This is a genomic window from Bradyrhizobium sp. sGM-13 (genome assembly GCF_018398875.1).
Classification (GTDB): domain Bacteria; phylum Pseudomonadota; class Alphaproteobacteria; order Rhizobiales; family Xanthobacteraceae; genus Bradyrhizobium.
Genome location: NZ_JAGWDK010000046.1, coordinates 20,951 through 28,480, shown reverse-complemented (window position 1 = coordinate 28,480; position 7,530 = coordinate 20,951). Strand labels below are relative to the sequence as shown.

General features: G+C 63.6%; 5 protein-coding genes and 1 pseudogene. 2 read left to right on the top strand and 4 right to left on the bottom strand.

Annotated features, from left to right (window positions below; all coding sequences use genetic code 11):
• Nucleotides 1-169: 169 nt before the first annotated feature.
• Nucleotides 170-1,606 (bottom strand): glutamine synthetase family protein, encoded by a 1,437-nt coding sequence (locus tag KJQ96_RS34470; RefSeq protein ID WP_213290694.1) that lies wholly within the window; start codon nt 1,604-1,606, stop codon nt 170-172.
• 136 nt (nt 1,607-1,742) lie between these two features.
• Nucleotides 1,743-3,101, bottom strand: a complete 1,359-nt coding sequence (locus KJQ96_RS34465; RefSeq protein WP_213290693.1) for an aromatic ring-hydroxylating dioxygenase subunit alpha — start codon at nt 3,099-3,101, stop codon at nt 1,743-1,745.
• Nucleotides 3,102-3,198: 97 nt separating this feature from the next.
• Between KJQ96_RS34465 and KJQ96_RS34460 the strand changes: the two genes are divergently transcribed.
• The gene (locus KJQ96_RS34460; RefSeq protein WP_213290692.1) at nt 3,199-3,990 is read left to right on the top strand and encodes an IclR family transcriptional regulator C-terminal domain-containing protein; all 792 of its coding nucleotides are present in this window, start codon (nt 3,199-3,201) and stop codon (nt 3,988-3,990) included.
• Here KJQ96_RS34460 and KJQ96_RS34455 read toward each other — a convergent pair.
• A complete protein-coding gene (locus KJQ96_RS34455; RefSeq protein WP_213290691.1) occupies nt 3,971-4,513 on the bottom strand; it encodes a hypothetical protein in 543 nt (180 codons plus the stop codon). The two genes, KJQ96_RS34460 and KJQ96_RS34455, sit on opposite strands and share 20 nt — an antisense overlap.
• Before the next feature lie 289 nt (nt 4,514-4,802).
• Nucleotides 4,803-5,771: pseudogene (locus tag KJQ96_RS34450) on the bottom strand (helix-turn-helix transcriptional regulator); the annotation flags it as partial.
• Between the two features lie 64 nt (nt 5,772-5,835).
• Between KJQ96_RS34450 and KJQ96_RS34445 the strand changes: the two are divergent.
• On the top strand, nt 5,836-7,383 hold the full coding sequence (locus KJQ96_RS34445) for a benzoate-CoA ligase family protein (protein ID WP_309142513.1): 1,548 nt from the start codon (nt 5,836-5,838) through the stop codon (nt 7,381-7,383).
• Nucleotides 7,384-7,530 lie beyond the last annotated feature (147 nt).

Below are 7,530 nucleotides of genomic sequence, written 5' to 3'. Positions count from 1 at the left end.
CGAGTCAATCCGCCGCACCAGATCTGTGCATGCCCTAGTGCGAACGCAGGGACCCCATAACCACTACCATACATTGCTGAAACTCAGCCGTCTCCCCGCGTGCCCATTCCACCGGCCGCGGCGTATGGGCCCCTGCGTTCGCAGGGGCGACGAGAGAGAGTCATCCCCCTCAAAACATCTCGAAATATTCGCGGTGCTCCCAGTCCGACACTTCGGCCTGAAACCGCTCGATCTCCGCGTTCTTGATGTGGACGTAATAGTCCACGAACTCGGCCCCCAGCGCCTGCCGGAAAAACGGATCGTCCTGCAGCGCGAACACCGCTTCCCGCAGGCTCTTTGGCAACAACGCCGCCTTGGTCTCGTACGGTGCATCCGCTGACGGCCCCGGATCGAGCTTGCGGTCGACGCCGTCCAGGCCTGAGAGAATCTGCGAGGCCATGTAGAGGTAGGGATTAGCCGCCGGCTCGCCGATGCGGTTTTCCAGCCGCGTGGCGGCATCGGCTGGACCGCCGAGCACGCGGATCATGACACCGCGGTTGTCGCGGCCCCAGATCGCGCGATCCGGCGCCAGCGAATAGGAGCGGTAGCGCTTGTAGCCGTTGATGGTCGGCGTCGTGAATACGGTGGACGCGCGGGCGTGCTCCAGGAGTCCCGCGAGATAGGCGCGTCCAAACGGGCTCAGCACCTCGTCCTTGTCGCCGGCCATGAACGCATTCTCGCCGCTGGCGCGCGACACCAACGATTGATGCAGGTGCCAGCCCGAAGCGAACACGTTCGGCAGTTTCGGCCGGCACATGAAGGTCGCGTGATAGCCATGGCGGCGCGCGATCTGTTTTACGGCCGATCTGAACAGCACCATGTTGTCGGCGGGCGCGAGGCCTTTGGTCGGCGCGAACGTGAACTCGCACTGGCTCGGGCCGAACTCGACCTCGACCGACCGCAAGGGAAGGCCGAGCGCCAGCACGTCGCGGCGGATGATCTCCAGCGCAGGCTCCATCTGGTCGTAGCGCTGTTCGGTGAGATACTGGTAGCCGTGCGACAGCAGGCTAACCGAAGGCGGGCGTCCGGGCTGGCCGGCATCCTCCGGCGCCATATGCGCGTCTTCGAGCTTGAAGAGATGGAATTCAACCTCGAGGCCAGCAACGAAATCGTAGCCGCGCTGCCCGAGCTGATCGATCACCCTGCGATAGAGATGCCGCGTAGCGAACGGCACCGGACGGCCATCGTTGAAATAGAGATCGCACAGCAGCCAACCGGTAGTTGGCGCCCACGGCAGCACGCGAAACGTGGTGGGGTCTGCGATCATCAGGACATCGGCGGCGCCTTCCATCTCCTTCATGCCGAACCCGCCGCCGGCGGTGAATACGGGAAACACGGTCTTGTGCGAGGTGTCCTTGGCGAGCATGGTCGTGGTGATGGAGCAGCCGCTTTCCAGCGAGGCGATCGCTTCGCTCGCGACCAGCGATTTGCCGCGGAGGATGCCGTGCTGGTCGGGGAATGAGAGACGGATGACTTCGAGGTTTTTCTCCTCGATGATCCTGCGCAGGCGGCTCGCGGCCTCCTGCTGCTCGTTCGACCACAGCCCGTGACGTTCGACGAAACTCAACGCGTTGCTCCCCCACCGGCCGTCGTTCCGGGATGGTCCGAAGGACCAGACCCGGAACCTCGAGATTCTCTGGTGCGCAAATGCGCACCGGAGTTCGATGCTGTCGCATCGCCCCGGAATGACGGTGCCACAGACCTCACTCCGCCGCCGACAAATGCCGGACCTTCCCCGCAATCTCCGCCGGCACCGGCGCGGCCCAAGGCGCGCCGCGGCGGCGCTTGACGTCGACTTCCATCCAGTAGATTTCCCAGCCCTGCGTGGGCCCGATGCCGTCCATCGTGGCAGGCCCCTGGATCGAGCGCGCGTGCGCCGCGTCGAGGAACAGCATCGGCTTCTCGCCGCCCACCGCCTTCTCGATCTCCTGCCGCAGCAGGCGGCGATACTGCACGATCGCCTTGTCCGACTGCCCCAAATGCTCGTTGGTGCGGTCCTGGATCGGGCCCATCGACTCCACTGCCCACTGGTCGTGGACATTGATGTCGGTCCCCATGCCGGTATAGGTCGCGGTCGCCTGTTCGTGCGGATCGAAGCCGTAATCGTTGCTCTTGTTCTTGCGCGACTTGTAATCCGGCAATTCGTACAGTTCGAGGCGCTGGTCGCGCATCTTCTTCTTGTCGACCGGCGCCGTGTAAGAGGTGAAGATCGCATACCAGTAGCAGTTCTCGTCATCGATCGGCACGTGCCACTGCGTGATCGTCATCTCCGTGCTCATCGGGATGACGAAGCCGTGCGGAAAAAGCTGATTGGTGACGCGCACATGGGTGCGCTCTTCGTCGAGCTCGCGCAGCGCGATCAGGCGCAGGCCATATTCGGTGTGCTCGACATTGATGATCGGATTGTCGTATTCGCGCAAAATCTTCGTCATCGGCATGTCGCTGCCGGCGGACGCGCCGCGGAACTGCTTGCCGTAGGCGGTGGAAGTGTCTTCGTCCTCGAAGAAGCGGTGCAGGAAGGAGGCGTGCGCCGGATCGATGCCGACTTCCAGCGCCTGCAGCCAGTTGCAGTTGATGTGACCCTTGAACGCAAAGGTATGGCTGTCGGGCGCTACAAAACAGTCGATCTCCGGAAACGCCGGCGGTTCGCCTTCGCCGAGATAGGCCCAGAGGATGCCGCTCTTCTCGACCACGGGGTAGGAGCGCTGCTTGATGCCCTGGCACAGCTTTGAGTCCTTCGGCTCGGCCGGCGTCTCCAGGCACTGGCCGGAGACATCGAACAACCAGCCGTGGAAGGCGCAGCGCAATCCGCCATTCTCGAGCCGTCCGAACGCGAGGTCGGCGCCGCGATGCGCGCAGTGGCGATCGATCAGGCCGTAGCGGCCTTGATCGTCGTGAAACAGCACGAGATTTTCGCCGAGCAGTTTGACCGGGCGAACCGGCCGCGATCCCTGCAGCTCGTCGAGCAGCGCCGCCGGCTGCCAGTACATCCGCATCAGCTTGCCGCACGGGTCCTTGCGGCCGGTGCGGGTGATCAGGTCGTTCGCTTCCTGGCTCATCATGGCGAGGATCTCCGCTAGCTGGATTTGTTCGCCTATTGAACTTTTGTGCGATTTTAGCGTAGGCTTGGCGTGACGCAAGCGGATTATGGAGGCAGTGATGCCCAAGCTTAAGCGCGCGGCGGACGCAGACAACCGCGGCGCGACCGATTTCATCGAAAGCCTCGACCGCGGGCTGCGCGTGCTCGAAATATTTGGCGGCAGCCGGCAGCCGATGACGCTTAGCGACCTCGCCAAGGCGGCTGAGCTGCCGCGCGCGACCGCGCGGCGCATCCTATTCACGCTCGAACGCGCCGGCTTTGTCGCATGTGACGGCAAGCTGTTCCGCCTGACGCCGCGCGTGCTGGTGCTGGCATCAAGCTATCTCGCCTCTAACCATGTCGTCTCCGTGCTGCAGCCGGCGTTGGACAGGCTGTCGAGTGAGGCGCAGGAGATCTCGTCGGTGGCGATCCTCGACGGCAACGACGTCGTCTTCGTCGCGCGCGCCAGCCCTACGCGAATCTTCTCGTCAGGCATCGATATCGGCTACCGGCTGCCGGCGTTCTGCACCTCGGTTGGCCGCGTGCTGCTGTCGCGGCTGGCTGATGACGAAGTGGACGCCGCGCTCGACCGGATGGAGCTTGCGCCGCTGACACCGTTCACCGTCACCGACAGGAAGCAGCTCCTGAAGACGATCGTCGCCGATCGCGCGCAGGGTTATTCGCTGGTCCATCGCGAGGCCGAGCCGGGTTTCCGTTCGGTCTCGGTGCCGGTCCGCCGCTACGACGGCGCCATCATCGCCGCCATCAACATGGGCGCGCATGTCGACCGCGTGTCCGCGGAAGAAATGGTCGAGAAATTTCTGCCGCGCCTGCGCGAGGCGGCGGCATCGGTCAAATCGATGCTGGTGTGAGTCCGAAATGGCGGACGATGTTCTGCGCGGTCGCCTCCGCCGAGTTCAGTTCGGTCTCAAGCCGGAGGCAATCGGGTCGCGGCACTGCCGTGAAGTCGTAGCTGTCGAGAAATCTGGTGAGGGCTTCCTCTGAAGCCACCTTGCGCCGCGCTACCCTGTCGGGATTGCCGACCCGTTTCATCGCTTCTTCGCGCGAACAATGCAGGAAGACCGGCAGCAACTCGCCGCGGTGCCGCTGCACGATCTCCTCGAAATTCGCGAACTGGACGCGATCGTCCGGCCCGGCGTAGCAGAACGTCATCACCAGCAGCGGTACGCCGTTCGCTGCCGCGGCATTGAGCGCCGACGATCTGACCTCGTGGACAAGCTCCCAGAATCCGGGCGCGTCGAAGTCGAAAATCGTACGCGCAAGATCGATCGCCGCGTGATTGTCCATCAGCCGGCCCGGCACCATCCGGAGCAGAGCGTTAGCGACCGTCAGCTTGCCGACCGCGGGTGAGCCATGGAGGAAAAGCAGCTTCATGCGCCATCAGTATCGCGAGCAGGCCCGAAGTTCGAGGGCACCCAGGCTAATGCTTGAATGCCGCGGCGATCGCCTCGAATTGGGCGACGACCTTCGGCGTCACCAGATAGTGCAGGATGCCCGCAACCGTCAAGCTGACGGTCATGGCGACGAGCGTGTATTGCAGCCGTAGCTCGCATGAAGCTTGCTCGGTGGTTAACGATTGCGCTTGCCGTCGAATGCAACCGTAGAGCGGTACCTTCGGTTTGGCCGAAATGGCCGTTCACGAATGGCGCCTTCGTCGAAGCGATCAGGACACCGCGCTGCGCAGGCCGAACGCGTGCTTGTCATGCAGCACCGGCGCGACCGCATCGCTCAGCCGCGCCGCCGCCGCGTCGACGGAGAGGCCTGCGGTGTCGACCACGGCTGACGCCCGCGCATAGAGCGGTTCGCGGCTGACCAGGATGTTGCGCAATTCCGCCATTGCCGAGCGATCGTCGGCCATCGGGCGCAAATCGCCCTGGCGGCGGACGCGCGCCATGTGCTCTTCCGGCTCGGCCTTGAGCCAGATGGTGTAGAACGACGACAGGATCAGGTCGAAGGTCAACGGCTCGGAGACGATGCCGCCGCCGGTCGCCAGCACCATCAATTCCTTGCGCGCCAGCAATTGCGTCACTGCCGCCTGCTCCATGCGCCTAAAACCTTCCTGGCCGTAGAGCGCGATGATCTCGGCGACGGACAAGCCGTTCTGCGCCTCGACCTCCTTGTTGAGCTCGACGAATTTCCAGCCGATCTTCTTCGCCAGCATCCTGCCGAGGGTGGATTTGCCGGCGCCGCGCAGGCCGATCAGGGCGATGCCGGCAAAGGAAATCCGCCGCTGCGCCGATAGGCCGCCGCCGGCCAGCGCATCCTTGGCCTGCGCGATCTGCGCCGGCGTTGCCTTGCGCAAGAGATCGCGAATCACGGCCCAATCCGGCGCGGGCTCGGCCGAGGGAATGAGATCTTCGAGATGCGCGCCCATCGCGTTCGACACGCGTCGCAGCAGCACGATCGAGACGTTGCCCTTGCCGCTTTCGAGCTGCGCGATATAGCGCTCCGAAATTCCAGAAACTTTTGCGAGCACTTTTCGCGACATGCCGCGAAGGGCGCGCATGGTGCGCACACGCTGGCCAAGCTGCTCGAGAAAGCCGGATTCGGGGTCGCTGGCCTCGGTCATTTCCCTCGTTCGGCATTGCGTCGGGGTGAACGGATTTCGGAAACATAATGCCGATGAGGATTGACAGCAAGCGTAGCTGGTGTCTTTGTATGAATTATAATTCTTAAAAACTCAGGGGAGAAGCGTCGTGAGCGGCACGTCCGGTTCGTACAATGCGGTGACCTGGCTGCTCGACCGCAATGTCGAGGAGGGGCGCGGCGCCAAGCTCGCCTTCACCGACACCGTCACCGAACTCACCTATGGCGAGCTGCAGCGGCAGACCCGCCGCGTTGCCAACATGCTGCGCCGGCTCGGCGTCCGCCGCGAAGAGCGCGTGGCAATGATCATGCTCGACACCGTGGACTTTCCCGCGGTGTTTCTCGGGGCGATCCGCGCCGGCGTCGTGCCGGTGCCGCTCAATACGCTGCTGACGTCGGAGCAGTATGCTTATGTGCTGGCCGACAGCCGGGCGCGGGTGCTGTTCGTCTCAGAGGCGCTGTACCCGATCGTGAAAGACATTGTCGGCCGCATGCCGGATCTCGAATGTGTCGTGGTCTCCGGCAAGAATTCGTTCGGCCACAAGCTGCTTTCCGAAGAGTTGGCGAAGGAGGGCGATTCTTTCGCAACCGTGGAAACCCATGCCGAGGAGCCGGCGTTCTGGCTCTATTCGTCAGGCTCGACCGGCATGCCCAAGGGCGTGCGGCATCTGCATTCCAATCTGCAGGCCACGGCGGAAACCTATGCGAAGCAGGTGCTCGGCATCAGGGAAGACGACGTCTGCCTTTCCGCGGCAAAGCTGTTCTTCGCCTACGGGCTCGGCAATGCGCTTACCTTTCCGATGTCGGTCGGCGCCAGCACCGTGCTCAATGCCGACCGGCCGACGCCGGCACGCATGTTCGAGCTGCTGAACAAGTACAACCCGACCATCTTCTACGGCGTGCCGACGCTGTTTGCCTCGATGCTCAATGACGAAACAGTGAAGAACGAGCGCGCCGGCAGGCGCTTGCGCATCTGCACGTCCGCGGGCGAGGCGCTGCCCGAGTCTGTCGGCAATGCCTGGAAGGCGCGCTTCGGCGTTGACATTCTCGACGGCGTCGGCTCGACCGAGCTGTTGCACATCTTCCTCTCGAACGCGCCGGGCGACGTCAAATACGGCTCATCCGGCAAGCCTGTGCCGGGCTATAAGGTGCGGCTGGTGAACGAGGCGGGCGATGACGTGGCCGATGGCGAGGTCGGAGAGCTATTGGTGGAAGCGCCCTCAGCCGCCGAAGGCTATTGGAATCAGCGCGCCAAGAGCCGTGCGACCTTCGAAGGCCACTGGACCCGCACCGGGGACAAATATACTCGCGATGCAGACGGCCGTTATACGTTCTGCGGCCGAAGCGACGACATGTTCAAGGTTTCGGGCATCTGGGTCTCGCCGTTCGAAGTCGAGAGCGCGCTGATCACCCATCCGGCCGTGCTCGAGGCCGCCGTCGTGCCCGAAGCCGATCCCGAAGGACTGTTGAAGCCGAAAGCCTTCGTCGTGCTGCGCGCCGGCGCCAAGACGGATGATCTGCATGAAGCGTTGAAGGAACACGTCAAGCAGAAGATCGGCCCATGGAAATATCCGCGCTGGATCGACGTGGTGGATAGCCTGCCGAAAACGGCAACGGGGAAGATTCAACGATTCAAGCTGCGGGATGGCGCATCGTAACCTCTCTCACGTCGTCCCCGCGAACGCGGGGACCCATAACCACCGTCCGTCATTGAAGGAAGGCGTCGGCGAACCTGCCTCTACGCGAGGCCGCGGAGTATGGGTCCCGGCTCAAGGCCGGGACGACGCCTGTGAGGATGCAGCGTC